Here is a 22,039-nt window from a genome sequence, read left to right as displayed (position 1 = left end):
TTTGATTGAAAGTGCGGTCGATATCATCGGCCGCATGCAAGCCTTGTATGTCTATGTGATCGCCGGTGCTGTACTGGCGGGTTTCGTGCAGGGCCTGTCGGGCTTTGCGTTCGGGCTGGTAGCCATGTCGGTCTGGGCGTGGACGCTGGAGCCGCAGCTCGCGGCGGTGCTTGCGCTGTTCGGCGCGCTGACGGGGCAGGTGATCGCGGCTGTCACCGTGCGGCGGTCATTCGACAAGAGTGTTCTCTGGCCCTTTGTGCTGGGCGGGCTGGTCGGAGTGCCGTTCGGTGTCTGGCTGCTGCCGCACCTTGATCTTGTCGTCTTCAAGCTGTGTCTTGGCGTGCTGCTGGTGCTGTGGTGCCCGGCGATGCTGATGTCGCAGCATCTGCCGAAGGTTTCGTTCGGTGGGCGTTGGGCTGATGGCGTGGCCGGGGCTATCGGGGGCGCGATGGCTGGGATCGGTGGGTTCTCGGGGACCATTCCCACGCTCTGGTGCACCTTGCGCGGCTTTCAGCGCGATACGCAGCGGGCTGTGATCCAGAACTTCAATCTGTCGATGTTGATGGTGGCGTTTGCCATTCATGTTTTCAGCGGGAGCATCGGGCGGTCTGTTGTGCCGTTGCTGGGGCTTGTTGCGCTGGCTGTTGCTGTGCCTGTGTTGCTGGGGGCTCGGCTTTATATCGGGATCAGTGAGGTGGCGTTTCGGAAGTTGGTGTTGGGGTTGTTGACTGCTTCTGGGGTGGCTTTGTTGGCTTCTGCTTTGCCGGCTTTGTTGCGGCGCTGAGGGGTTGTTTTCCGGGGCCGGGACTCGCCCCGGCGGGCGACCTACTTTTCTTTGCTTCGCCAAAGAAAAGTAGGCAAAAGAAAGGCGACCCCACTGTCTGCGACCCCTTCGCTGCGCGAAGGGGCAACCTGCGGTGCTCGCGTTTCGCGGGGTCTCGCCCAAACTCGCTTCGCTCAGACAAGGGCGAGCCCTGATCCGCGAAACGCTGCGCTCCTCGGCGCAGCCAGAGGGGAGGGGGAGATGGGCGGGCCTTTGCTTCGCTCGGCCACCATGCCACCGCAGGCGCTGCGCGCCTGCGGTGGTTGGTATTGGCTGTTGGGTATTCGAGAGCCGAGCGCAGCGATGGCCTGCTGGGTTCCCCAATCCCTTCTGGCTGCGCCGAGGAGCGCAGACGTAGACGGGATCAGGGCCGCAGCTGTTTGAGCGAAGCGAGTTCTGCGGCCCCCCGTCTACGTCGAGCACCGCAGGTTGCCCGTAGCGAAGCGTAGGGACGCAGACAGTAGGGTCGCCTTTTCTTTGGCTACTTTCTTTTGGCGAAGCAAAAGAAAGTAGCTCGCCCGCCGGGGCGAGACCCGGCCCCGGAACGCACTACAGAAGACAGCACTTCACCGAGGCAGAGCCAAAGCAAACGGCAAACTAACAACCCCCAACAAGGTAGACAACGTCACCAACCCCGCCACATAAGGCCCGTTGTACCCCATCCGAGCAGCCAGCACATAAGCACTGGAAGCCGTAGGCACAGCAGAAAAAGCCATCAACACGGCAGCGTGCGTAGCATCCAGCCGCAACCAAAGCGCCAGCCCCCAGGCAATAAGCGGCAAGAACAGATGCCGTATCGCCAACACCGAAACAGCCAGCACCTTCCCAGCCCCCAGCGTGGAAAACTTCATCCCCGCCCCCGCAGCCAGCAACCCCAATGCGAGCGACGCAGCCCCGATGCGCGTCAATGTGGGCGTCACCCAGGCAGGCACAGTCAAGCCCAGCACATTCGCCAGCAGCCCTGCCACCGTCGCGACGATCAGTGGGTTGCGCACCAGTTGCCGCACGAACCCGGTCTGCGCATGTCGCGTCATCGGCCACACGGCCGCGATGTTGAAGATAGGCACGCACACACCGATCAGCACAGCGATCAGCAACAGGCCTTCTGGGCCCGCCAGCCGCTCCGCCAGCGCCAGGCAGATGAACGAGTTGAAGCGGAACGCGACTTGCGCGCTGGCCGCGTGGTCGCGCCGGTCGATGTGCGTGCGCAGGCCCGGAACGAAGGGCAGGGCATAAGCCATCGCGATGCCGCAGGCACCAACGCCGACGCCCGCCGTGAGCAGGCTCGATGTCGCACCGAAGTCGAGCGGGCTGCGCACGATTGAATGGAACAGCAGTACGGGAAAAAGAAAGTAGTAGACGAGGCTCTCGACCTGGTCCCACACGCGGCGGTCGAGCGCGGTGTAGCGGCACAGGAGCCAGCCGATGGCGATGAGGGAGAAGTCGGGGAAAAGCAGCTGAGCGTAATTCACCGCTTCGAGGATAAACCCGCTTGACCATGGGTAATCCACAGCACGGAGAGCGCTTCTGAACCGCTAGCATCCGGGCTTTGTTTTTCGACATCATTCATTCAAATACCAAGGAGTTTTCGATGCAACGTCGTCAATGGAGCGCGCTGGTGGGAGGCGCCGCACTGGTCGCCATCGCGGGTCAGAGCTTTGCGCAGGGTTACCCCAACAAGCCCGTCGAACTGAGCGTGCCCTTCGCACCAGGCGGCACGACGGACATCGTGGCGCGCGTGATCTCCGATCCGCTGGGCAAGGTGCTGGGCCAGCCCGTGGTGGTGATCAACCGCGCAGGTGGCGGCGGCATCGTGGGCGCGGCCGAAACGGCACGCGCCACGCCCGACGGCTACAAGCTCGGCATTGCCACAGTGTCGAGCACGGCGGCCAACCCGGCCATCAACCCGAAGACGCCGTACGACCCGATCAACGACTTCACGCCGATCATCAACATCGCGGCCACGCCGAACATCATTGCCGTCAACCCGAGCTTCCCGGCCAAGAACTACGCCGAGTTCGTGGCCGAGCTGAAGAAGAACCCCGGCAAGTATTCGTACGCCTCGTCGGGCACAGGCGGCATCGGCCACCTGCTGATGGAGCTCTACAAGAGCCTGACCAACACCTTCGTCACGCACATCCCGTACCGCGGCGCGGGCCCGGCGCTGAACGACGTGGTGGCCGGCCAGGTGCCGATCATGTTCGACAACATTCCCTCGGCCATGCCCTTCATCACCAGCGGCCGGCTGATCCCCATCGTGGTGTCGGCGCCGCAGCGCCTGGCCGCGCTGCCCAACGTGCCGACCTTCAAGGAAGTGGGTCTTGAGCCGGTGAACCGCATGGCGTACTACGGCATCCTCGGCCCCAAGGGCCTGCCGAAGGAAGTGGTCGACAAGATCAGCGCCGGCGTGAAGAAGGCCGTGGAAGAACCGGCGGTGCGCAAGCGCATCGAGGACACGGGCTCGCTGATCGTGGCCAACTCGCCCGAGCAGTTCGCCGCGCAGATCAAGGCCGAGTACGAGGTCTACAAGCAGGTCGTGAAGAAGCAGAACCTGAAGCTCGACTGATAGCTCTTCTTTGCACGAAAGAAAGCCGCCCGCATGCCGGGCGGCTTTTTCTTTTGTTATCTTGCAAGGCATGACCGAGGCAGCCACGCAGACACCCGACATCGACGACTTCATCGACGCCCTCTGGCTCGAAGACGGGCTGTCCAAGAACACGCTGGCCGCCTACCGCCGCGACCTCGCGCTGTTCGCGCAGTGGCTGCACGCGCAGCGCAACGGCGCCGGGCTCGATGCCGCGAAAGAGAACGACCTGCAGGCCTACATGGGCGTGCGCCTGTCCACCAAGGGCAAGGCCACTTCGGCCAACCGCCGTCTCACCGTGTTCAAGCGCTACTACCGCTGGGCGCTGCGCGAGCGGCGTATCGTGGCCGACCCGAGCATCCGGCTCGCGCCCGCGCGGCAGATGCCGCGTGCCATCAAGACACTGTCGGAAAAGCAGGTCGACGACTTGCTGGCCGCGCCGGACGTCGAGTCGCCGCTCGGCCTGCGCGACCGCGCGATGCTGGAGCTGATGTATGCGAGCGGCCTGCGCGTGAGCGAGCTGGTGGCGCTCAAGGCCATCGACATGAGCCTGAACGACGGCGTGCTGCGCGTGCTGGGCAAGGGCAACAAGGAGCGGCTCGTGCCCTTCGGCGGCGAGGCGCGGCGCTGGATCGAGCGCTACCTGGAGGAGTCGCGCCCCGTCATCCTCGATGGGCAGCAGACGCCGGACTTGTTCGTGACCGCACGCGGCGCGGGCATGACGCGCGTGATGTTCTGGATCATCGTGAAGAAACACGCCACTGCAGCGGGCATCCACGTGCCGCTGTCGCCGCACACACTGCGCCATGCCTTCGCCACGCATTTGCTGAACCACGGGGTCGATTTGCGCGCGGTGCAGTTGCTGCTGGGGCATGCCGACATCTCGACGACGACGATCTACACGCACGTGGCGCGCGAGCGCCTGAAGCAGCTGCATGCGCAGCACCATCCGCGTGGATGAAGGCGGACAATGAGAAGCGACGCAACACCTGCAGACGAACGACAGACACCATGAATTTCCTTGCTTCATCGAAGCCTTCGCACCGCGTGGCAACCCGCCTTCTTGCCGCGGCCGCGCTGTGCGCCGCTTCCGGTGCGCACGCGCAGGCCGTGCCCAAGACCGTGCGGCTCATCGTCGCCTATCCGGCGGGCGGCGTCAGCGACGTGGTCGCGCGCGCACTGGGCGACCGGCTCGCAGCGCAGATGGGCATCACGGTGATCGTGGACAACCGCGCCGGCGCTAGCGGTGCCATCGGCATGGACGCCGTCGCCAAGGCCGCGCCCGACGGCGCGACGCTGGGCTTCTCGGCCATCAGCCCGCTGGTGCTGAGCCCGCATCTGGGCAAGCTGTCCTTCGACCCGCTGAAAGACGTGGCGCCGGTGGCGAGCGTGATGTATTCGCCGGTGCTGCTGATTGCCACGCCGGCCAGCAAGGCAAAGGATTTCCGCGCGTTGATCGACGATGCCAAGGCGCATCCGGGTGCGGTGCGCTGGGCCACGTCGGGGCCGGCCTCGCTCGGGCACATCGTGCTGGAGCAGCTGCGTGCGGCGGCGGGCGTCGACATCACGCACGTGCCCTACAAGGGCGGCGGCCAGCAGCTCAACGATGCAATCGGCGGGCAGTTCGAGATTCTTTCGACCAACGCGAGCCCGACGCTGTCGTCGCACATCCAGTCGGGCAAGCTGCGCCCGCTGGCGGTGGGCGCGCCTGCGCGCCTCGAGAGCCTGCCGCAGGTGCCTACGCTGGGCGAGCTGGGCTACAAGGCGGCCAATATCAATTCGCTGTTCGGCGTGTTCGCGCCCGCTGCCACGCCGAGCGCTCTGGTTGCGAAGTACAACGCCGAGATCAACAAGGCGCTGGCCAGCCCTGAACTGCGCGCCAAGCTCACGGCCACCGACAACGTGCCGACCGGCGGCACCGCGGCCGCGTTTGCGAAAGAGATCGCCAGCGAGTTCGAAAGCAACGGCCGCATCGTGAAGGCCGCGGGCATCAAGGCCGACTGACGCCTGAATGACACCTCGACTTGTGGTTTGATTTTCCCTACCTTATAGTAGGTAGATGACCAGCGCCACCGCCCTTGCCACCGGCAGCACCCGCGAGCAGATCCTCGCGGTGGCGCGCGGGTTCATCGAAACGCGTTCCTACCTGGGCTTCAGCTTCCAGGACGTGGCAGACGCGGTTGGCGTGCGCAAGGCCAGCCTGTACCACCACTTCCCGACCAAGGAGGCGCTGGGCGTCGCAGTGATTCGCGCGGCCACGCAGGGCTTCAAGGACTGGGACGCCGCCCGGGCGCGCGAGCCGAAGGACGCGCTCGAATCGTATTTCCGCATGTACCGCAACACGCTCAGGGCCGGCTCGGGCGTGTGTCCCGCCGGGGCGCTGGCGCCCGGCTGGGGCGTCATCAACGACGAGCTGCGCCAGGCCGTGCAGGAGCTGCGCAACACGCAGGTGACGTGGCTCACCGGCGTGCTCGGTGCGCTGATGCCGGCGAAGAAGAAGGGCACGTCTGTCGCTTCGCTGGCCGCGTACGTGTTTTCGGTCTGCCAGGGCGCGTTGTTGTCGGCGCGCATGACAGGGCGCGTGGACGACTTCGACGAAGCTGTCGCGCAACTCAGGAGTTCACTGCCTGGCTGACCGCCAGGCTTGATGCAGGCACGCCTCGGCGTGCCTATTTTTTGACCTAACAGCCTACCGATTGGATGGTAGACAAAACCTGCTGGAGCAACCCATGAAAGCCGTCATTTCCGCCTACGCCCGTTCCCCTTTTCATTTCTCGAAGAAAGGCGCACTCGCCGAGGTGCGGCCCGACACGCTCGCCGCCGGCGTGGTGCGCGGCCTGCTGCAGCGCACAGACCTCGACCCTGCGCTGCTCGAAGACGTCATCCTCGGCTGCGCGTACCCCGAAGCCTCGCAAGGCAACAACCTCGCGCGCATCGTCGGGTTGCTGGCCGGCCTGCCGCACGAGGTGGGCGGCATGACGGTGAACCGCTTCTGCGGCTCGTCGATGCAGGCCGTGCACATTGCTGCCGCGCAGATCGAGGCGGGCATGGGCGACGCCTTCCTGTGCGTCGGCGTGGAGTCGATGACGATGGTGCCGCAGGGCGGTTTCAACTTTTCGCCGAGCCCCGAGCTGAAGGAGAACACCGACGCCTACATCTCGATGGGCGAGACGGCCGAGAACGTGGCGCAACGCTGGAACGTGAGCCGCACCGACCAGGAGGCCTTTGCTGTGGAGTCACACCGCAAGGCGGCCGAGGCGCGCGCGCAGGGGCGCCTGGCAGGCGAGATCGTGCCCGTGAGCCTGGCATCGGGCGACATCGTCGATGCCGACGGCTGCATCCGGCCCACGACTTCGGCCGAGGCGCTGGCGAACCTGAAGCCCGCGTTCCGCCCCGATGGCGTTGTGACTGCCGGCACCTCGTCGCCGCTGACCGATGGAGCGGCCGTGGTGCTCGTCACCAGCGATGCCTTTGCCGCCAAGCATGGCCTGCAGGCGCTGGCGCGCATCCGGTCGTTTGCGACAGTGGGCGTCGACCCGGCCATCATGGGCATCGGCCCGATTCCCGCGACCCGCAAGGCGCTGGCGCGCGCCGGCCTGAGCGCGGCCGACCTCGACGTGATCGAGATCAACGAGGCCTTCTCCTCGCAGGCGCTGGCCTGCATCCGCGACCTCGGGCTCGACCCGGCGAAGATCAACCTCGACGGCGGCGGCTTGTCCATCGGCCATCCGTTGGGTGCGACGGGTGCGCGCATTACGGGCAAGGCGGCGTCGCTGCTGGCGCGCGAGAAGGGCCGCTACGCGCTGGCCACGCAGTGCATCGGCGGCGGGCAGGGCATTGCGACGATTCTCGAGCGCGTCTGAGCGTCCGAGAATGTGGGCGGAAACCACAAGGAGACCCGATGACTGCAAGCACTGAGGCCGGCGCGAAGCACAAGCTGTATCTCGAAGACCTGGCGGTCGGCGACCGCTTCACCAGCGGCGAGCACGCGCTGGATGTGGCGCAGATCAAGGCCTTCGCGCAGCAGTTCGATCCGCAGCCTTTCCACACCGACGAAGAGGCCGCCAAAGCCACCTTCTTTGGCGGCCTCGCCGCGAGCGGCTGGCACACGGCCGCGCTCACGATGAAGCTGCTGGTCGACAGCGGTATTCCCCTGGCCGACGGCATCATCGGCTCGGGCGGCGAGCTCCAGTGGCCCAAGCCGACGCGCCCAGGTGACGTGCTGCACGTGGTGAGCGAGGTGGTCGACATCACGCCCTCGCGCTCCAAGCCTAGTCGCGCGATGGTGACGATGCGCTGCCAGACGCTCAACCAGCGCGGCGAAGTGCTTCAGGCCTTCACGCCGAAGCTGGTGGTGCACAGCAGGCCCACGTCGGCCTGAGTTCTTCAGACCACGCGCAGGCCCAGTTCCTCGACCAGCGAGGCGGCCTGCCGGTGCGAGATGGTGGCACCCTTGAACTGGGCCGCGTTAGCGAGCCGCAGCCCGCCGAGATCGACCTCGCGCAAATCGGCGCCTTCGAAGCGCGCGAGCTTCAGGTGTGCGTTGCGCAGGCTGCCACCTTCGAACACAGCCTCGCGGAAATCGCAGCCCGACAGGTCGGCCTCCGAGAAGTCGAGCTGTTCGAGCTTCTGCTTGCGGAACGACATGCCGCGCAGGTGCGCATCGACCAGCAGCGAATCCTTGAAGCCGATGCCCAGCGCCGAGACTTCGCCGAAGTGCGCGCCCGTGAGCTTTACGCCGCTGAAGAATGCCGAGGCCAGCTTGGCGCGCATCCACTGCGTGTTGTTCAGGTCGCAGTCCTGGAAGCGCGCGTTCGTCAGGTCCGCGAGGCCGAAGTCGGCCTGGCGTGCCCTGCACCCGGCCCAGCGCGTCTCCGACAGCAGCGTGCGATCGAACGAGGTTTCGGCGAAGTTGCAGAGCGTGAACTGCGCGCCGCGCAGGTCGAGGCGGGACAGGTCGGCCTCGTCGAAATCGCAGCGTTCGAAATGCAGCGGCTCGGCGCCCTTGCGGTCTTGCAGGCAGGCCAGCAGGTCGGGGCGTGACCAGGTCTGGTCGGAAATCACGTTGCTCATTCGGGGCGGGAGTCGGTCAGCGCACGCAATTCTTCGGGGCTGAAGCCCGCCCGGCTGCGTGCCTCGAGGTTGAAAGGCGGTTTGTGGCGCGGTGCGTCGTAGCGCGCCACCAGGGCGGGGTAGGTTGCCTCCGCATCGAGGCCCGCGCCATCGCACAGCCAGCGGTACCAGTGGTTGCCGATGGCCACGTGGCCCACTTCGTCGCGCAGGATGATGTCGAGGATCTCCACCGCACGCAGCGCATCGGGCGTGTTCACGCGCTTGAGCTTGCCCTGGATGAGCGGCGTGGCGTCGAGCCCGCGCGCCTCCAGCGTGCGCGGCACCAGCGCCATGCGGGCGAGCACGTCGTCCTTCGTTTTCTCGCACATGTTCCACAGGCCGTCGTGGCCGGGGAAGTCGCCGTAGCGCCAGCCCATGTCCTGCAGGTGCGTGTGCAGCAGCGTGAAGTGCAGAGCCTCTTCGTCGGCCACGCGCAGCCAGTCGCGGTAGTAGGCCTCGGGCATGCCGTCGTAGCGCCACACGGCGTCGAGCGCGAGGTTGATCGCGTTGAACTCGATGTGGCAGATCGAATGGATCAGCGCGGCCCGTCCTTCGGTGGTGAACGGCGAGCGTTTTTGCACGGCGGTGGCGGCCACGCGCAGCGGTCGTTCCGGGCGGCCGGGCACGCCAACATCGTCGCCGGCTGTGCGGATCGGGTCGGTTGCTATGGAATCGGTAGCGCCGGGCAAAGATATGGCGCGCGTTGCAGCCACCTTTTCGTCAGGGTCTGTCAGGCGTAGCGCGGCGAGCGCGCTCAATCGGGGGTGCATCCCTACAATTCTAGTTTTTGACCTTCCATGGACTGAAAGCAATGGCGCTCTACGAACTCGACGGCGTGGCCCCCCAGATGGGCGAAGGAGCATGGGTGGCCGACAGCGCGGAAGTCATGGGCAACGTCAAGCTGGCGGACAACGCCAACGTGTGGTTCGGCGCAGTGCTGCGCGGCGACACCGAGTTGCTGACCGTCGGGCGCAACAGCAACATCCAGGACCTGTCGGTGCTGCACGCCGACATCGGCTGCCCGCTGACCGTAGGCGACAACGTGACCATCGGCCACCAGGTGATGCTGCATGGCTGCACCATCGGCGACAACACGCTGATCGGCATCCAGGCCGTGGTCTTGAATAACGCGAGGATCGGCCGCAATTCGATCGTTGGCGCCGGCAGCGTCGTGACCGAGGGCAAGGAGTTTCCCGACAACTCTCTCATCATGGGCTCGCCGGCCAAGGTGGTGCGCACCCTCGACGACGCCGCGGCCGCCAAGCTGCGCCAGGGTGCCGAACACTATGTGTTGAACGCCCGTCGCTTCGCGAAGGGCCTGAAAAAGATCGCCTGACCGCCCCGGTTGCAGGCACACAGAGAAAGAAGACGTTTTGAGCGAGCTGCACAAATTCCTGTTCGATGGCCTGCCGGTGCGCGGCATGATCGTGCGCCTGACAGATGCGTGGCAGGAGATCCTTGCGCGGCGCGCCTCCAACACCGCCACCGGCGCCTACCCGCCGCCCGTGGCCGAACTGCTCGGCGAGATGACGGCTGCCGCTACGCTGATGCAGGCCAACATCAAGTTCAACGGCGCGCTCATCTTGCAGATCTTCGGCGACGGTCCCGTGAAGGTCGCGGTGGCTGAGGCCAAGCCCGACCTGAGCCTGCGCGCCACCGCCAAGGTGATCGGCGACCTGCCCGCCGACGCGCGCCTGCCCGACATGGTCAACGTGAACAACAAGGGCCGATGCGCCATCACGCTCGACCCCAAGGACAAGCTGCCGGGCGCCACCCCCTACCAGGGCGTGGTGCCGCTCTTCGGCGACGAGGGCGAGAAGCTCGGCAAGCTCAGCGACGTGCTGCAGCACTACATGCTGCAAAGCGAGCAGCTCGACACCACGCTGGTGCTTGCTGCCGACGACAAGGTGGCCGCGGGCCTGCTGATCCAGCGCCTGCCGGTGAAGGGCGAGGGCAACCTCGAAGGCACCTCCGACAAGGACCACGACCAGGCCAACGAAGACCAGATCGGTCGCAACGAGGACTACAACCGCATCTCGATCCTCGCGTCGAGCCTGACGCGCGACGAGCTGCTGACGCTCGACATCGAGACCATCCTGCGCCGCCTGTTCTGGGAAGAAAAGCTGCTGCGCTTCGAGCCACAGGCCGGCCTGCTGGGCCCGCACTTCGCCTGCACCTGCGGGCGTGAGCGCGTGGCGCAGATGATTCGCGGGCTGGGTGTGGAGGAGGCCGAGAGCATCCTCGCCGAGCGCGGCGACATCGAGGTGGGCTGCGACTTCTGCGGCAAGCAGTACCGCTTCGATGCGGTCGATGCAGCGCAGCTGTTCAAGCCGTTGGGTGACCAGATTCCGGGTAGCCCGGTCGTTCAGTAAGCAGGAAGCCGATCGGGCTCAGCGAGCTCCGTCGTCGAATTCGCTGAAAGCGATGTCGGGTGCGCTCGTGTTGTGCTTCGACGGCAGGCTGCGGCCGAAGCGCACTTGCGTGACCTGCAGCGTCTTCACCTCGGGCAACGGCAGTACCTGCGGCGCAGCTTGAGGCGATGCCTGCCAGCGCACTTCGCTCACGTCGGCGTTGTCCGGCGCAACGTACATCGAACGCAGCACAGCGAAGGGCTGTGCGCTCGCGGTGGGCTTTGACAGCGTCACGTCGAGCGCGGTACGTGCGCGGCTGATTTCGTCCACGCGCACCGCGGCACTGCCGCCGTCGGTGAAGCGCACGTTAATGGCCAGCGGCCGCGGCACGATCCGGATCGATGCAATGTTCACCACCGGCCGCGCAGCCGCCTCGACCGGGCCGAGCAGGAACGACGAGCCATACACGCCATCGCCGAAACGAGCCTCGGGCAGCGGCTTGATGCGCCAGTAGCCGTCGGACGGATAGAGCACGATCGCTTCGAGCGCCTTGCCGTTTTCCTTCTTGAACACCTGCAGCAGGTGAAAGCCGCTGTCCTTGCGCTTGCCCACCTGCACGGGCACGCGCTGCGGCCGCCAGAAGGTCGGCAGCGTCATGCCGACGATGCGCCACTGGGCGTTGTCCATCAGCACCACGGTGCGCTTGCGGAAGCGGTGTGCCGGGTCGGTCGGGTGCGCGCCGCCGTCGAAGTTGCAGCCCGAGAAGTCGGGCTTGGTGACGTCGTTGCCGATCTTGTCGAGGTAGTCGGGCTGCAGCGCCTCGATGCGCATGCGGCGGATGCCGTCGCCGCGCAGGGTCAGCGAGACGTTGTCTTCCTCGGCGCAGGCGGTGGTGGTGGTGCCGTTCTCGACAGTGGCGGCAACGGGGGCTGCGGTGGCCTGGCTTGTGGCCAGCAGCAGGGCGGCCAGAGTGCAGGGAAGAAGCGTGACGCGTGCGGCAGTCGAAAGGGGCATCGGGTCTCCGGTAAGGGGTGAGGCGCGCGCTACTCGCGGCGCGCGATCAGGTCGCTGAAGAGCTTATGTTCGCATTCCGGGTCGGAGCATTTCTCGCAAGGCCACGACCACGAGGCGGGCTTAGCGTCGGACTGGGCGCGCGTGCGGGGACGGCCCTCGTTGCCCGCGATGGAATTGATGGCGTTCCAGGCATTGGCGAGCCGTTCGCCGCCCGTGCCGTGCACCACGGCATACGAGAGCTTCGCGCCCGTGAGCGCGGCGCGCACCAGCGTGTCAGTCGGCTGCCGCGCATGCGGGCCGTCGCGCATGTCGTCGGCTACCCAGGGCAGGTCGAGCGCGGTGAGCAGCGTGATGGCGTAGCGTCGTTGCGCGGCAAGGGCGCTTTCGTAGAGCGTGGCGTCGGCGAACAGCTGCTCGCTGTAGACCGCGGTCATGAGGGCTGTGGTGTCGGCTACCACCACGCCGGTGGTTGCAGCCGCATCGATGCGGCGGGTCTGCTCGTCGGCGATGGCCTGCTGCTCGTCGGGGCGTGGTGTACGGCCTTCGCGCTCGCACCATTCGCGCAGGTACTCGCCCACAAGCGTGGCCGGCGTGCCGCGGTCCTGCAGGCGCTGCGCGATGGCGCGGGCCAGCTCGGTCTTGCCGGTGCTTTCGGCGCCCACGAGTGCGATGACGCAGCCGGTCGGCAGTGTGGGCGTCATGCGCGTACCGCCTGAGCGGGCATGCGCTGCCGCCACGCGATGTAGCCCGCCACGCTGAGCACCGCAAACACCGCATACAGGCCCACGGTGAGCCAAAGCCCCTTGTGGATGAACAGGCCCACGCTCACGACATTCACGGCCAGCCAGATCAGCCAGTTCTCGATGAACTTGCGCCCGAGCAGGAACTGCCCGACCAGGCTCAGGCCGGTGGCGAAGCCGTCCCACCAGGGCACGTCGGTGTCGGTGAAGCGGCGCAGGAAGAGGGCGACGGCCGGCCACGCCAGTGCGCAGGCGGCCAGCGTGAGGGCGATGCCGCGCGGCGAGAGCTGGGTGACATGCAACGCGCTACCGTCGGCCCGGTGGCCGCGCAGCCATTGCGACCAGCCCCACAGGGCGACGAAAGCGAAGAAGACCTGGAGAGAGGCGTCGCCGTAGATGCGCGCCTTGGCGAACACCGCCACGTAGAGCAGTGAACTGACGATGGCCAGCGGCCATCCCCAGTGAATCTCGCGCATGTTGCAGCCAACCATGGCGAGCGCCAGGAGCGAGGCCACGAGTTCGAGCCAGCTGACAGGAGAGCCCCACAGCAGGAAGGCGGGGGCCGAGAGAAGCTCGGTCATCAGCAGGCGAAAAGGTGAAGAAAGGTCAGTGAGTGATCTGTACGAACACTTCGTTCGGCTTCACCATGCCGAGTTCCGCGCGTGCACGCTCCTCGACCATTTCGAGGCCGTCCTTGAGGTCGTTGACCTCGGAGATCAGGCGCTCGTTGGTCAGCGCAGCCTTGGCGTTGGCTTCCTTCTGGTCGGCAAGCTTGGTGCGTAGCTGAGCCACGTCGCGCACGCTGCCGCGCCCGTTCCACAGCTGCCACTGCAGGATGGCCAACAGGAGCAGCAGGACGATCGGTGGAACGAGGCGGGCGCGCATGCCGCGTGGCGTCCGGGCGTTACTTCAGGTTGTAGAACGCGCCGCGGCCCGGGTAGACGGCGATGTCGCCGAGGTCTTCTTCGATGCGCAGCAGCTGGTTGTACTTGGCGATGCGGTCCGAGCGCGACAGCGAGCCGGTCTTGATCTGGCCGGCATTGGTGCCCACGGCGATGTCGGCGATGGTGCTGTCTTCGGTTTCGCCCGAGCGGTGCGAAATGACGGCCGTGTAGCCCGCCCGCTTGGCCATCTCGATGGCGGCGAAGGTCTCGGTCAGCGTGCCGATCTGGTTGATCTTGATCAGGATCGAGTTGGCGATGCCCTTTTCGATGCCTTCCTGCAGGATCTTGGTGTTGGTGACGAACAGGTCGTCGCCCACCAGCTGCACGCGCTTGCCCAGGCGTTCGGTCAGGTGCTTCCAGCCGTCCCAGTCGCCTTCGTGCATGCCGTCTTCGATGCTGATGATCGGGTACTTGTCGACCCAGGTCGCGAGCATGTCGGTCCAGCTTTCGGCCGTGAGCGAGAGGTTTTCGCCCGACAGAACGTACTTGCCGTCCTTGTAGAACTCGCTGGCCGCGCAATCGAGGCCCAGGGCGATCTGCTCGCCGGCGGTGTAGCCGGCCTTGTCAATGGCTTCGAGGATCAGCTGGATCGCCGCTTCATGGCTCTCGACGCTGGGGGCGAAGCCGCCTTCGTCGCCGACCGCCGTGCTGATGCCGCGGTCGCCCAGGATCTTCTTCAGTGCATGGAACACTTCGGCGCCATAGCGCACGGCCTCGCGGAAGCTCTTGGCGCCCACGGGGATGATCATGAACTCCTGCAGGTCGAGGCTGTTGTTGGCGTGCGCGCCGCCGTTGATGACGTTCATCATCGGCACCGGCATCTGCATGCCGCCCATGCCGCCGAAGTAGCGGTACAGCGGCAGGCCCGACTCTTCGGCTGCTGCACGGGCCACGGCCATCGACACGGCGAGGGTGGCGTTGGCGCCCAGGCGGCCCTTGTTGTCGGTGCCGTCGAGGTCGATCATCGTGCGATCGAGGAAGGCCTGTTCGCTGGCATCGAGGCCGAGCACGGCTTCCGAGATCTCGGTGTTGATGTTCTCCACGGCCTTGAGCACGCCCTTGCCGAGATAGCGGCTCTTGTCGCCGTCGCGCAGCTCGATGGCTTCGCGCGAACCGGTCGATGCGCCCGAAGGCACGGCTGCGCGGCCCATGGTGCCCGATTCGAGCAGCACGTCGCATTCGACGGTGGGGTTGCCTCGGCTGTCGAGAATTTCGCGGCCGACGATGTCAACGATTGCACTCATCTTTTGTCTTTCTCTTTCTGGTCTCTTTGGCGGATGAACAAATTGGGATCAGAGGCCTTCGACGGCGATCATGTTCATGATCGCCGCGCCGGCACGCGCTTCGCGTGCCTTGAGGTACTCGGGTGTCTCGTAGAAGGCCTTGGCCTTCTCGAAGCTGGCGAACTTGAGGATGACGATGCGCGTGGGCTTCCAGTCGCCTTCCAGCGGCTGCACCTGGCCGCCGCGCACGCACACTTCGGCGCCGTGCGCCTGCATGGCGACGGTCGACCACTTCTTGTATTCCTCGTACTGCGTCGGGTTGGTCACCTCGACGTGGGCGATGACGTATCCGCTGCTCATGCGACTGCCTTCAGTGTCTTGTTGGTGCTGCCGGCGCCCTTGTCCTTGTGCTCGAGCGCGGCCTTGATGAAGGCGTTGAACAGCGGGTGGCCGCCCCACGGGGTCGACTTGAACTCGGGGTGGAACTGCACGCCGATGAACCACGGGTGCACGTCCTGCGGCAGCTCGACGATCTCGGTCAGGTGCTCGCGCTGCGTGAGCGCGGAGATCACGAGGCCGGCGTTGCGCAGCTCGTCGAGGTAGTTCACGTTGGCTTCATAGCGGTGGCGGTGGCGCTCTGTGACCACGTCGCCGTAGATGCTGTGGGCCAGCGTGCCGGGAGCCACGTCGGAGCTTTGAGCGCCCAGGCGCATCGTGCCGCCGAGGTCGGACTTCTCGTCGCGCGTCTTCACGGTGCCGTCGCGGTCCTTCCACTCGGTGATCAGCGCGATCACGGGGGTGGGCGTCTCGGGGTCGAACTCGGTGCTGTTGGCGTTCTTCAGGCCGGCCACGTGGCGGGCGTATTCGATGGTGGCAACCTGCATGCCCAGGCAGATGCCGAGGTAGGGCACCTTGCCTTCGCGGGCGAAGCGGGCGGCCGAGATCTTGCCCTCGACGCCGCGCTGGCCGAAGCCGCCGGGCACCAGGATGGCGTCGTACTTGGCCAGGCGCGACACGTCCTGCGCCGAGATGGTTTCGGAGTCGATGTAGTCGATCTTCACGCGGGCATGGTTCTTCATGCCGGCGTGGCGCAGGGCTTCGTTCAGCGACTTGTAGCTGTCCGACAGGTCGACGTACTTGCCGACCATGGCAATCGACACTTCCTTTTGCGGATGCTCGACTTCGTACACCAGGTCGTCCCAGCGCTGCAGCTTGGCAGGCGGGGTGTTGATGCGCAGCTTGTCGCAGATCAGGCCGTCCAGGCCCTGTTCGTGCAGCATGCGGGGCACCTTGTAGATGGTGTCCACGTCCCACATCGAGATGACGCCCCATTCGGGCACGTTCGAGAACAGCGAGATCTTGGCGCGCTCGTCGTCGGGGATCGGGCGGTCGGCGCGGCACAGCAGGGCGTCGGCCTGGATGCCGATGGCGCGCAGTTCCTTGGCGGTGTGCTGTGTGGGCTTGGTCTTGAGCTCGCCGGCGGCGGCGATCCAGGGCACGTAGCTCAGGTGCACGAAGGCCGAGTTGTTCGGGCCCATGCGCAGGCTCATCTGGCGCACGGCTTCGAGGAAGGGCAGCGATTCGATGTCGCCCACGGTGCCGCCGATTTCGACGATGGCCACGTCCACCTCGTGCGCCGTGCCGATGCCGGCGCCGCGCTTGATGTATTCCTGGATTTCGTTGGTGATGTGCGGGATCACCTGCACCGTCTTGCCGAGGTAGTCGCCACGGCGCTCTTTTTCGAGCACGGTCTTGTAGATCTGGCCGGTCGTGAAGTTGTTGGCCTTGCGCATCCGCGTGTTGATGAAGCGCTCGTAGTGGCCGAGGTCGAGGTCGGTCTCGGCGCCGTCATCGGTGACGAACACTTCACCATGCTGGAAGGGCGACATCGTGCCGGGGTCGACATTGATGTACGGATCGAGCTTGATGAGGGTGACTTGGAGGCCGCGCGATTCGAGGATCGCGGCGAGCGAGGCGGAGGCGATTCCCTTGCCAAGGGAAGAAACGACACCACCGGTGACGAAGACAAATTTGGTCATGCCAGTTCCGGACGCTGTGAATCCGGGCAGTGGGAAATTGCGATTATAGGTGTGCCCTTCGCGACACCTTTCTCCAAGGGCTTGTTGCCGCTTGCCGGATGGCATGTGAGCAACAATACGCCCCATGCAAGATCTCGCCGGCAAACACATCGTCCTGGGCCTCACAGGGGGCATCGCCTGCTACAAGTCGGCCGAGCTGTGCCGCCTGTTCGTCAAGGCGGGCGCGACCGTCCAGGTCGTGATGACCGAGGCGGCGGAGCAGTTCATCACCCCCGTGACCATGCAGGCGCTCTCCGGGCGCACCGTCTACACCTCGCAGTGGGACACCCGCGAGCCCAACAACATGCCGCACATCAACCTGAGCCGCGAGGCCGATGCGATCGTGCTGGCGCCCTGCAGCGCAGACTTCATCGCGCGGCTGGTGCAGGGTCGCTCCGACGACCTTCTGAGCCTGATGTGCCTGGCCCGCCCTATGGACCGCGTCCCGCTGCTGATCGCGCCGGCCATGAACCGCGAGATGTGGGTCCATCCCGCCACCCAGCGCAACCTGATGCAGGTGTCGGCCGACGGCGCGACCGTGCTGGGCGTGGGCAACGGCTGGCAGGCCTGTGGCGAAACCGGCGATGGCCGCATGCTGGAGCCGGTGCAACTGCTGGAGGACATCACCGCCTTCTTCAGCCCCAAGCTGTTGGCGGGGCAGAAGGTGCTGGTCACGGCCGGCCCGACCTTCGAGGCGCTCGATCCGATCCGCGGCATCACCAACCACTCGTCCGGCAAGATGGGCTTTGCCATTGCCCGTGCGGCCCGCGAGGCGGGCGCCGAAGTCACGCTGGTGGCCGGCCCGGTGCACTTGCCGACCCCGCGCGGCGTGACGCGTGTCGACGTGCTGTCGGCGCAGGACATGCTCGAAGCGACCACCCGTGCTGCGCAGTTTGCTAGCATTTTTGTAGCTACGGCCGCCGTGGCCGACTGGCGGCCTGCCACGCACAGCGACCAGAAGATCAAGAAGGACGGCAGTGGCAAGACGCCGGTGCTGAATTTCGTGGAGAACGCGGACATCCTCCTCACGGTCGCCAAGAGCGAACGGGCCCAGTCGAAGAAGCTCTTCTGCGTTGGCTTCGCCGCCGAGAGCGAAAACCTCGCCGAGCACGCCAAGGCCAAGCGCGAGCGCAAGGGCATTCCGCTGCTGGTCGGCAACATCGGCCCGCTGACCTTCGGGCAGGACGACAACGCGCTGCTGCTGGTGGATGCCAACGGCGTGCGCGAACTCCCCCGTGCACCCAAGCTCACGCTGGCGCGCGAACTCATCACAGAGATTGCAGCCCGGCTTCCCGACTGGAGGGTCTGATGAATACCGAATCGAATACACCGCCCAATGGCGACTTTGCCCGCTACGTGGAGCAACTCTCGGCACGGGCCGCGCTGCCGAAGCGGGCCGCGCAGCCTGGCGAGCCCGGGCTCGATGTCGGCATCACGACGGCACCTGGCCAGCAGGGCGGGCCCGTGACCGCCGCCATGCAGCAACGCAACGAGGCAGCGTCGAACGGCGAAGTGCCGAAGTCACAGCCCGGGTCGTTCGACCCCATGACCCTCAAGGTGCTGGGCGTCGGCGGCGCACTGGTGTTCCTCGTGCTGTGGGCGGCCGGCGTGCCGTTCGGCGTGCTGGTCCTGCTGGCGGGCCTGGCCGTCTGGTTCGGCAAGAAATTGAAGGGCGTGAAGCTCACCCCCGGCGTCGCCAAATGGCAGCAGGTGCTCGAGGAAGCCGCCCGCAAGCAAAAAGAACAGCAACAGAAGCAAGGCAGCAAGTAAGTGAAAGTCGACGTTCGTATCCTCGATCCGCGCATGGTGGATCAATTGCCCGCGTATGCCACTCCCGGAAGCGCCGGCCTCGATCTGCGGGCCTGCCTCGATGCCCCCATCACGCTGGAGCCCAACGGCTGGCAACTGGTGGGCACCGGCATTGCGATCCACCTGGCCGACCCGGCCTATGCGGCGCTGATACTTCCGCGCTCCGGGCTGGGCCACAAGCACGGCATCGTGCTGGGCAACCTCGTCGGCCTGATCGACAGCGACTACCAGGGCGAACTGAAGATCAGCGCCTGGAACCGCAGCGACACGCCCTTCGTGCTGCAGCCGATGGAACGGCTCGCGCAACTGGTGATCGTGCCGGTGGTGCAGGCGCAGTTTCGGGTGGTCACAGACTTTGCACCTTCGCAACGGGGCGAGGGCGGCTACGGCTCCACGGGCAAGCACTGAGCCGATCTGGGAGGGAAGTTGGGTTTCCGAGCGGTAAAGAGCGGAACCGGCAAAGGCCGGCCAGCCTCGAAGGTATCAGTGTGTGTTCTGACGTCATCGCAGCGGGCGCTGCGGCGTTAGTCAGGCAGGCACAAGCCGATGCATGCATTCTTCATGCATCGTTCTATTCGAGGAGCCTCCCAACATGAAGATCTCAATGCGCTTTGTTTCCGTCACCGCTTCCGTGCTGGCCGTGGCCACGCTTACGGCATGCGTGGCACCGGCGCCGGTCTACCAGACCTCGCGCTATCCGTACCAGGCGCCCCCACAGGCCATTCAGTACCGCGAAGCTTCCTATGTCGAATACGGCCACGTGGCCAACATCGAGGTGCTGCGCAGCGAAACCGCTGGCACCGGCACCACGGGCGGCGGCGCCGTCGCCGGCGGGGTCATCGGTGGGGTGGTGGGCAACCAGTTCGGACGCGGCAACGGCCGTGCCGCAGCCACCGCGCTGGGCATCGTGGGCGGCGCGTTGCTGGGCAACACCATCGAGGCTCAGCAGAACGGCCCGCGCGCCTATGAAACCTACCGCGTGTCGGTGCAGACCGACCGTGGCGGCTTCCGCGCCTTCGACGTGCAGAGCCCGGGCGACCTGCGCATCGGCGACCGCGTGCGCATCGATAACGGTCAGATCTCGCGCATGTAAGCCGTCTCGTCCCTCGGGGCGGGAAAAAAGCCGGGCGTTGCCCGGCTTTTTTTGTGGGCGCTCGCTGGCGGCCCTTTGGTCAGTGCAGCGTCTGGTTGCTTGGCGCCATCGGCGACACCTTGAAGAAGCCCGTGCCCGCCGAACCCCGGCCGACTTCCTCTTCGGTGGCCTCGCGCACCGAACGCACCGTGATGTCGAGCCGGATCGCGATGCCGGCCAGCGGATGGTTGCCGTCGAGCACCAGATGGTCGGGGTAGATCTCGGCCACGGTGTAGATCGCGTCTTTTGGAATGTTGCTGTTCACGCCCTTGGGCAGAGCGGAGCCGTCGAAGGTCATGCCTTCTTCCGTGCCTTCGGGGAAGAGCGAGCGGGGCTCCAGAAAAAGCAACTGGTCGTTGAAGTCGCCGAAGCCCTGTTCGGGTTCGATCTGCAACTGCACCCGGGCGCCGGGCTCATGGCCTTGCAGGGCCGCTTCGATCACGTCGAAGAGATCGTCGCCGCCGACCATGAATTCCACCGGCTCGTCGAGCACATCCAGCACGTCGCCAAGCGTGTCTTTCATGGTCCAGGTCAAGCCGACCACGCATTGTTCAGAGATTTCCATTGCAGAATTCTCCCATGGAGATTAACCAACCGCTGCCGTTGCTCGGCGGCCTGAGCGCCGCGCAGTTCATGCGGCGGTACTGGCAGAAAAAACCATTGCTCGTCCGCCAGGCGATACCCGCGATGGTGCCACCGATCGAGCGCACTGATCTGTTCGCCCTGGCCGAACGCGAGGACGTCGAATCGCGCCTGATCCGCCACGGCAAGGCCGGCTGGTCGCTCAAGCATGGGCCGCTGGCCCGGCGCGCCTTGCCGCCGCTGAAGCAGCCGGCCTGGACGCTGCTGGTGCAGGGCGTCGACCTGCATCACGAGGGTGTGCACGAACTGTTGCGGCAGTTTCGCTTTCTGCCTGATGCCCGCCTCGACGACCTGATGATCAGCTACGCGAGCGATACCGGCGGCGTCGGCGCGCATTTCGACAGCTACGACGTTTTCTTGCTGCAGGCGCAGGGACGCCGCCGCTGGTCCATCGGCAAGCAGAGCGACCTGCGCCTGCAGCCGGGCGTGCCGCTCAAGATTCTCGAGAACTTCGAGCCTGAGCAGACCTTCGTGCTCGAGCCCGGCGACATGCTCTACCTGCCGCCGCGCTATGCCCACGACGGCGTGGCCGTGGGCGACGACTGCATGACCTGCTCCATAGGCCTGCGCTCGTCGGCCCTGGGTGAGCTCGGCTCCGACCTGCTGGCGCGCATGGCGCAGGCCTATGCAGAAGACCTGGAAGATGCCGGGCCGGCCGAGCTGGCGCGCTACCGCGATCCGGCACAGCCCGCGGTCGATGCGCCGGCCGCAATGCCTGCCGCGCTCCAGGGCTTCGCGCGCAAGGCCATCGAGGCCGCACTGCGCGACCCTGATGCCATCGACCGCGCGCTGGGCGAGTCGCTCACCGAGCCCAAGGCCAACGTCTGGTTCGGCGAAGGCGGCGAGGCGCCTGATGCAATGCAGCGCGTGTCTTTGGATCGCCGCACGCGCATGCTCTACGACACGCGGCACATCTACATCAACGGCGAGAGCTTTCGCGCGGGCGGTGCCGATGCGACGCTGATGCGCCGTCTGGCCGACCAGCGCGCGCTCGGCGCACGCGAACTGGCGCGAGCGAGCGAAGGCGCACTCGCACTGCTGGGCGAGTGGTGCGAAGCAGGGTGGCTTCATGCCGAATGACGACGCGCCCAGCCCATCGTTGCCCGAAGGGCGCTTCGATGGCCGCGAGGCCTTCGATGCGCTCCTGCGCGGCGCGCTGTCGGCCGCGGCGCAGCAGGGCTGGAAAGAGATCGTCTTCAGCGACCCCGATTTCGCCGACTGGCCCCTGGGCGAGCGCGCGACCATCGAAGCACTGCAGGCCTGGTCGGCCAGTGGCCGCCGCCTGATGCTGCTCGCGCAGCGCTTCGATGTTCTAGAACGAGGCCATGCGCGCTTCGTGCCGTGGCGCCGCATGTGGGACCACATCATCGAATGCCGCGCGACTGGCAAGGCTGTAGGCTCCGACGTGCCGAGCGCCATCTGGACGCCCACGTGGTTCGTGCACCGCATCGACCCCGAGCGCAGCAGGGGCGTGAGCGGTGACGACGCGCGTGCGCGCCGTGCGTTGCGCGAGGCCATCGACGAGTGCTGGCGCCTCGGGCGACCCGCGTTTCCGGCATCGACACTCGGCTTGTAAGCCAATGCCGC

Annotated in this window: 26 protein-coding genes; 15 read left to right on the top strand and 11 right to left on the bottom strand. The window is 66.1% G+C overall.

The window, feature by feature from the left end; translation table 11 throughout:
* Positions 1–34: 34 nt before the first annotated feature.
* The gene (locus ACSFCA_RS13825; RefSeq protein WP_435460199.1) at positions 35–784 is read left to right on the top strand and encodes a sulfite exporter TauE/SafE family protein; all 750 of its coding nucleotides are present in this window, start codon (positions 35–37) and stop codon (positions 782–784) included.
* Between the two features lie 605 nt (positions 785–1,389).
* Here the strand turns inward: ACSFCA_RS13825 and ACSFCA_RS13820 are convergent.
* Positions 1,390–2,307 carry an AEC family transporter gene (locus ACSFCA_RS13820; RefSeq protein ID WP_435460198.1) on the bottom strand — a complete coding sequence of 306 codons (918 nt, stop codon included), beginning with the start codon at positions 2,305–2,307 and terminating at the stop codon, positions 1,390–1,392.
* 107 nt (positions 2,308–2,414) lie between these two features.
* Here ACSFCA_RS13820 and ACSFCA_RS13815 point away from each other — a divergent pair, with 107 nt between their 5' ends.
* From ACSFCA_RS13815 to ACSFCA_RS13790, 6 genes are all read left to right on the top strand, one after another.
* A complete protein-coding gene (locus ACSFCA_RS13815) occupies positions 2,415–3,389 on the top strand; it encodes a tripartite tricarboxylate transporter substrate binding protein BugE (protein ID WP_435459890.1) in 975 nt (324 codons plus the stop codon).
* 70 nt (positions 3,390–3,459) lie between these two features.
* Complete coding sequence (gene xerD / locus ACSFCA_RS13810; protein ID WP_435459889.1) at positions 3,460–4,368, top strand: site-specific tyrosine recombinase XerD; 909 nt, start codon at positions 3,460–3,462, stop codon at positions 4,366–4,368.
* 50 nt (positions 4,369–4,418) lie between these two features.
* Positions 4,419–5,411 (top strand): Bug family tripartite tricarboxylate transporter substrate binding protein, encoded by a 993-nt coding sequence (locus ACSFCA_RS13805; protein WP_258353989.1) that lies wholly within the window; start codon positions 4,419–4,421, stop codon positions 5,409–5,411.
* 55 nt (positions 5,412–5,466) lie between these two features.
* Positions 5,467–6,042, top strand: a complete 576-nt coding sequence (locus tag ACSFCA_RS13800; protein WP_435459888.1) for a TetR/AcrR family transcriptional regulator — start codon at positions 5,467–5,469, stop codon at positions 6,040–6,042.
* A gap of 94 nt (positions 6,043–6,136) precedes the next feature.
* Entirely contained in the window at positions 6,137–7,270 is a 1,134-nt protein-coding gene (locus tag ACSFCA_RS13795) for a thiolase family protein (RefSeq protein WP_435459887.1), read from the top strand.
* 38 nt (positions 7,271–7,308) lie between these two features.
* Positions 7,309–7,788, top strand: coding sequence for a MaoC family dehydratase (locus tag ACSFCA_RS13790; RefSeq protein WP_435459886.1), 480 nt, complete (start codon positions 7,309–7,311; stop codon positions 7,786–7,788).
* Between the two features lie 5 nt (positions 7,789–7,793).
* Here ACSFCA_RS13790 and ACSFCA_RS13785 read toward each other — a convergent pair whose 3' ends face one another.
* Positions 7,794–8,480, bottom strand: a complete 687-nt coding sequence (locus ACSFCA_RS13785) for a pentapeptide repeat-containing protein (RefSeq protein WP_435459885.1) — start codon at positions 8,478–8,480, stop codon at positions 7,794–7,796.
* The gene (locus tag ACSFCA_RS13780; RefSeq protein ID WP_435459884.1) at positions 8,477–9,289 is read right to left on the bottom strand and encodes a ferritin-like domain-containing protein; all 813 of its coding nucleotides are present in this window, start codon (positions 9,287–9,289) and stop codon (positions 8,477–8,479) included. The genes ACSFCA_RS13785 and ACSFCA_RS13780 overlap by 4 nt, the downstream gene beginning before the upstream one ends.
* Positions 9,290–9,330: 41 nt before the next feature.
* On the opposite strand from ACSFCA_RS13780, the gene ACSFCA_RS13775 reads away from it, so the two are divergent.
* Entirely contained in the window at positions 9,331–9,855 is a 525-nt protein-coding gene (locus tag ACSFCA_RS13775; protein WP_093050958.1) for a gamma carbonic anhydrase family protein, read from the top strand.
* Between the two features lie 37 nt (positions 9,856–9,892).
* Positions 9,893–10,891 carry an Hsp33 family molecular chaperone HslO gene (gene hslO, locus ACSFCA_RS13770; protein WP_093050955.1) on the top strand — a complete coding sequence of 333 codons (999 nt, stop codon included), beginning with the start codon at positions 9,893–9,895 and terminating at the stop codon, positions 10,889–10,891.
* An 18-nt stretch (positions 10,892–10,909) separates the two neighbouring features.
* On the opposite strand, the gene ACSFCA_RS13765 is transcribed toward hslO, so the two are convergent.
* From ACSFCA_RS13765 to ACSFCA_RS13735, 7 genes are read right to left on the bottom strand one after another with little or no spacing between them, the layout of a single operon-like run.
* Complete coding sequence (locus tag ACSFCA_RS13765; RefSeq protein ID WP_435459883.1) at positions 10,910–11,884, bottom strand: hypothetical protein; 975 nt, start codon at positions 11,882–11,884, stop codon at positions 10,910–10,912.
* 29 nt (positions 11,885–11,913) lie between these two features.
* A complete protein-coding gene (locus ACSFCA_RS13760) occupies positions 11,914–12,585 on the bottom strand; it encodes an AAA family ATPase (protein ID WP_435459882.1) in 672 nt (223 codons plus the stop codon).
* Positions 12,582–13,205: a nicotinamide riboside transporter PnuC gene (gene pnuC / locus ACSFCA_RS13755; RefSeq protein WP_435459881.1), complete on the bottom strand. Its 624-nt coding sequence runs from the start codon at positions 13,203–13,205 to the stop codon at positions 12,582–12,584. Before pnuC ends, ACSFCA_RS13760 begins: the two co-directional genes overlap by 4 nt.
* A gap of 25 nt (positions 13,206–13,230) precedes the next feature.
* A complete protein-coding gene (gene ftsB / locus ACSFCA_RS13750) occupies positions 13,231–13,509 on the bottom strand; it encodes a cell division protein FtsB (RefSeq protein ID WP_258353998.1) in 279 nt (92 codons plus the stop codon).
* Positions 13,510–13,528: 19 nt separating this feature from the next.
* Positions 13,529–14,812, bottom strand: a complete 1,284-nt coding sequence (eno, locus tag ACSFCA_RS13745) for a phosphopyruvate hydratase (RefSeq protein ID WP_093050943.1) — start codon at positions 14,810–14,812, stop codon at positions 13,529–13,531.
* Between the two features lie 48 nt (positions 14,813–14,860).
* On the bottom strand, positions 14,861–15,151 hold the full coding sequence (locus tag ACSFCA_RS13740; RefSeq protein ID WP_435459880.1) for a DUF1330 domain-containing protein: 291 nt from the start codon (positions 15,149–15,151) through the stop codon (positions 14,861–14,863).
* On the bottom strand, positions 15,148–16,830 hold the full coding sequence (locus ACSFCA_RS13735; RefSeq protein ID WP_093050939.1) for a CTP synthase: 1,683 nt from the start codon (positions 16,828–16,830) through the stop codon (positions 15,148–15,150). The genes ACSFCA_RS13740 and ACSFCA_RS13735 overlap by 4 nt, the downstream gene beginning before the upstream one ends.
* A 124-nt stretch (positions 16,831–16,954) precedes the next feature.
* Between ACSFCA_RS13735 and coaBC the strand changes: the two genes are divergently transcribed.
* From coaBC to ACSFCA_RS13715, 4 genes are all read left to right on the top strand, one after another.
* Positions 16,955–18,178, top strand: coding sequence for a bifunctional phosphopantothenoylcysteine decarboxylase/phosphopantothenate--cysteine ligase CoaBC (gene coaBC / locus ACSFCA_RS13730; RefSeq protein ID WP_435459879.1), 1,224 nt, complete (start codon positions 16,955–16,957; stop codon positions 18,176–18,178).
* The gene (locus ACSFCA_RS13725) at positions 18,178–18,639 is read left to right on the top strand and encodes a hypothetical protein (RefSeq protein ID WP_435459878.1); all 462 of its coding nucleotides are present in this window, start codon (positions 18,178–18,180) and stop codon (positions 18,637–18,639) included. Before coaBC ends, ACSFCA_RS13725 begins: the two co-directional genes overlap by 1 nt.
* On the top strand, positions 18,640–19,086 hold the full coding sequence (gene dut / locus ACSFCA_RS13720) for a dUTP diphosphatase (protein ID WP_007835673.1): 447 nt from the start codon (positions 18,640–18,642) through the stop codon (positions 19,084–19,086).
* Between the two features lie 184 nt (positions 19,087–19,270).
* Entirely contained in the window at positions 19,271–19,771 is a 501-nt protein-coding gene (locus ACSFCA_RS13715) for a glycine zipper 2TM domain-containing protein (protein WP_093080054.1), read from the top strand.
* A gap of 79 nt (positions 19,772–19,850) precedes the next feature.
* Here the strand turns inward: ACSFCA_RS13715 and ACSFCA_RS13710 are convergent, their stop codons facing one another.
* Positions 19,851–20,375, bottom strand: coding sequence for an FKBP-type peptidyl-prolyl cis-trans isomerase (locus ACSFCA_RS13710; RefSeq protein WP_093050929.1), 525 nt, complete (start codon positions 20,373–20,375; stop codon positions 19,851–19,853).
* A gap of 14 nt (positions 20,376–20,389) precedes the next feature.
* On the opposite strand from ACSFCA_RS13710, the gene ACSFCA_RS13705 reads away from it, so the two are divergent.
* Together ACSFCA_RS13705 and ACSFCA_RS13700 are read left to right on the top strand one after the other, a co-directional pair.
* Complete coding sequence (locus ACSFCA_RS13705; RefSeq protein WP_435459877.1) at positions 20,390–21,532, top strand: JmjC domain-containing protein; 1,143 nt, start codon at positions 20,390–20,392, stop codon at positions 21,530–21,532.
* A complete protein-coding gene (locus tag ACSFCA_RS13700) occupies positions 21,522–22,028 on the top strand; it encodes a hypothetical protein (protein WP_435459876.1) in 507 nt (168 codons plus the stop codon). The genes ACSFCA_RS13705 and ACSFCA_RS13700 overlap by 11 nt, the downstream gene beginning before the upstream one ends.
* The last annotated feature ends 11 nt before the right edge of the window (positions 22,029–22,039 follow it).

This window comes from Variovorax multivorans (genome assembly GCF_051216835.1).
In the GTDB taxonomy this organism is placed as follows: Bacteria; Pseudomonadota; Gammaproteobacteria; order Burkholderiales; family Burkholderiaceae_C; genus Variovorax.
Note: the sequence above shows the minus strand (reverse complement) of the source record. Positions and strands in the feature narration are given on the sequence as shown.

Coding starts and splice junctions, on each gene's coding strand:
- ACSFCA_RS13825 (WP_435460199.1), top strand. CDS start 35: ATGCAAGCCTTGTATGTCTATGTGATCGCCGGTGCTGTACTGGCGGGT.
- ACSFCA_RS13790 (WP_435459886.1), top strand. CDS start 7,309: ATGACTGCAAGCACTGAGGCCGGCGCGAAGCACAAGCTGTATCTCGAA.
- ACSFCA_RS13725 (WP_435459878.1), top strand. CDS start 18,178: ATGAATACCGAATCGAATACACCGCCCAATGGCGACTTTGCCCGCTAC.
- ACSFCA_RS13780 (WP_435459884.1), bottom strand. CDS start 9,289: ATGCACCCCCGATTGAGCGCGCTCGCCGCGCTACGCCTGACAGACCCT.
- ftsB (WP_258353998.1), bottom strand. CDS start 13,509: ATGCGCGCCCGCCTCGTTCCACCGATCGTCCTGCTGCTCCTGTTGGCC.
- ACSFCA_RS13700 (WP_435459876.1), top strand. CDS start 21,522: ATGCCGAATGACGACGCGCCCAGCCCATCGTTGCCCGAAGGGCGCTTC.
- pnuC (WP_435459881.1), bottom strand. CDS start 13,205: ATGACCGAGCTTCTCTCGGCCCCCGCCTTCCTGCTGTGGGGCTCTCCT.
- ACSFCA_RS13785 (WP_435459885.1), bottom strand. CDS start 8,480: ATGAGCAACGTGATTTCCGACCAGACCTGGTCACGCCCCGACCTGCTG.
- ACSFCA_RS13705 (WP_435459877.1), top strand. CDS start 20,390: ATGGAGATTAACCAACCGCTGCCGTTGCTCGGCGGCCTGAGCGCCGCG.
- ACSFCA_RS13760 (WP_435459882.1), bottom strand. CDS start 12,585: ATGACGCCCACACTGCCGACCGGCTGCGTCATCGCACTCGTGGGCGCC.
- ACSFCA_RS13740 (WP_435459880.1), bottom strand. CDS start 15,151: ATGAGCAGCGGATACGTCATCGCCCACGTCGAGGTGACCAACCCGACG.
- ACSFCA_RS13805 (WP_258353989.1), top strand. CDS start 4,419: ATGAATTTCCTTGCTTCATCGAAGCCTTCGCACCGCGTGGCAACCCGC.
- ACSFCA_RS13815 (WP_435459890.1), top strand. CDS start 2,415: ATGCAACGTCGTCAATGGAGCGCGCTGGTGGGAGGCGCCGCACTGGTC.
- ACSFCA_RS13800 (WP_435459888.1), top strand. CDS start 5,467: ATGACCAGCGCCACCGCCCTTGCCACCGGCAGCACCCGCGAGCAGATC.
- ACSFCA_RS13795 (WP_435459887.1), top strand. CDS start 6,137: ATGAAAGCCGTCATTTCCGCCTACGCCCGTTCCCCTTTTCATTTCTCG.
- eno (WP_093050943.1), bottom strand. CDS start 14,812: ATGAGTGCAATCGTTGACATCGTCGGCCGCGAAATTCTCGACAGCCGA.
- ACSFCA_RS13735 (WP_093050939.1), bottom strand. CDS start 16,830: ATGACCAAATTTGTCTTCGTCACCGGTGGTGTCGTTTCTTCCCTTGGC.
- coaBC (WP_435459879.1), top strand. CDS start 16,955: ATGCAAGATCTCGCCGGCAAACACATCGTCCTGGGCCTCACAGGGGGC.
- ACSFCA_RS13765 (WP_435459883.1), bottom strand. CDS start 11,884: ATGCCCCTTTCGACTGCCGCACGCGTCACGCTTCTTCCCTGCACTCTG.
- ACSFCA_RS13710 (WP_093050929.1), bottom strand. CDS start 20,375: ATGGAAATCTCTGAACAATGCGTGGTCGGCTTGACCTGGACCATGAAA.
- xerD (WP_435459889.1), top strand. CDS start 3,460: ATGACCGAGGCAGCCACGCAGACACCCGACATCGACGACTTCATCGAC.
- ACSFCA_RS13715 (WP_093080054.1), top strand. CDS start 19,271: ATGAAGATCTCAATGCGCTTTGTTTCCGTCACCGCTTCCGTGCTGGCC.
- ACSFCA_RS13775 (WP_093050958.1), top strand. CDS start 9,331: ATGGCGCTCTACGAACTCGACGGCGTGGCCCCCCAGATGGGCGAAGGA.